The organism is Sphingobacterium sp. UBA6645 (assembly GCF_002455685.1).
GTDB lineage: Bacteria > Bacteroidota > Bacteroidia > Sphingobacteriales > Sphingobacteriaceae > Sphingobacterium > Sphingobacterium hotanense.
Genome location: NZ_DKLH01000013.1, coordinates 1 through 1,544 on the forward strand (window position 1 = coordinate 1; position 1,544 = coordinate 1,544).

Below are 1,544 nucleotides of genomic sequence, written 5' to 3' on the forward strand. Positions count from 1 at the left end.
CTACTAAATACTAACTACTAGCTACCACTAAGCGCATACAACGCAAACGTTCCTAGCCAGTGTGAGCCCATGTAATCATCTTTTGCGGAGATATTTCCGATAGAAAATGCGATATGGTTTTCGGCAATTGCTTTCAGGCTTTCTAGTTCTGGAATTTGTTTTACGATTCCAAATAAGCAGGCAGCACGGCTATAGTTTAGACCATCAAGGTGAACCAATTTACCATCGGTACGATCTTTTACAACGGCAGGTTCTAATTTAAAGTCTTTATCAAATAGAGCGGGCATAAAAGTCTTTAGCCAAGCATTGTATTCTTGCTTATCCATAATTTTGCTCATCAGAAAAGCTTCTTCCATGCAAGGAGAAAGGAAATCATTTCCGCTTGGTTCATAAGCAAGGTTACAATTAACGTCCTGCTTGAAATAACGAAGGCTATGTTCTTTGATCACTGCTTCGAAGGATCTATCTCCCACGGTGCGCGCGTAATCTAGCGACAGTGAGAGTCCGAAGGCTGTATTGTCGTGCTGTCCGGTTCGTATTGGGTAAACTTGCTTTGGCAAATATTCCTTATAGCGATTTACCAAAAGATCTACCAACGGTTGTAAGGCCTGCTCCCATCGCTTGGCATCCGGATCATTCCAGGTATGCAGCTCTTCCTGCAATTTAAAGAGCCATGCCCATCCATAGGTACGCTCGAAACCTAAGTTATTCTTATCTTCAAAAAAGGCTTTCTCGATGACCCCGTTTTCTGGAGTAATATGCTGATTAAGAACCTGGCGGACCACACCGTTGGCATCCAGCTCCGGAAACTGCTTCATTAACTTCACGATAGACCAATATCCATGAACAGACGAATGCCAGTCGAAGCATCCGTAAAACACAGGGCGCAAGGCTTTCGGAGTCTTTAGATCGGCATCTGAAGCAATAACCTGCCCCAATTTATTAGGGTATTCGATCTGTAAGCAATGAGTGGGTAGAGCAAAAATATCTTTAGCTAGGGTTGCTGTAAGATGAGTCTTTTCAATTTCAGTTTTTTCTTTTTTATCGGTTTCTGATTGACAAGAAGTAAAAATACCAGATATCAATACTAACCCTAAAATTGTTGTCCGTATATGCATTTAATTTGGCTTTATATTTGAGTTATAAGCAGTAAATTTATAATAATAAAATAAAATAAACCAAAACATGAACATCACAGATTTAATTTCCGGCAATATCGGTTCCCAAGCTGTAGATAGCATTTCCCAAAAACTAGGCGTAGACAAGGATAAAGCGCAATATGTTGTTGCGGCTGCAGTACCTTTGATGATGTCTGCTTTGAACTACAACGCAAACAAGAGTCCAGAGCAAGCTAACGGTATTCAAAATGCAATCGATAGCAAGCATAACGGCAGTATCTTTGACAATTTGGGTGCCTTGTTCAACCAAGGTCCTACGGAAGACGAGGATAAGATCGTAAACCATATGTTCGGTAGAAATACCGACAATGTTAAAGAGACGCTATCTGCAAAAACAGGATTAGATATTAAAAAAATTGCAGGTAT

At 40.4% G+C, this 1,544-nt stretch carries 2 protein-coding genes; one reads left to right on the top strand and one right to left on the bottom strand.

Annotated features, from left to right (window positions below; translation table 11 throughout):
- Nucleotides 1-17 precede the first annotated feature (17 nt).
- On the bottom strand, nucleotides 18-1,118 hold the full coding sequence (locus tag B2400_RS02330; protein WP_293930554.1) for a DUF2891 domain-containing protein: 1,101 nt from the start codon (nucleotides 1,116-1,118) through the stop codon (nucleotides 18-20).
- A gap of 67 nt (nucleotides 1,119-1,185) precedes the next feature.
- Between B2400_RS02330 and B2400_RS02335 the strand changes: the two genes are divergently transcribed.
- Nucleotides 1,186-1,544, top strand: a 359-nt coding sequence (locus B2400_RS02335) for a DUF937 domain-containing protein (RefSeq protein WP_293930556.1), incomplete at its 3' end; no start/stop codon positions are given.

Coding starts and splice junctions, on each gene's coding strand:
- B2400_RS02330 (WP_293930554.1), bottom strand. CDS start 1,118: ATGCATATACGGACAACAATTTTAGGGTTAGTATTGATATCTGGTATT.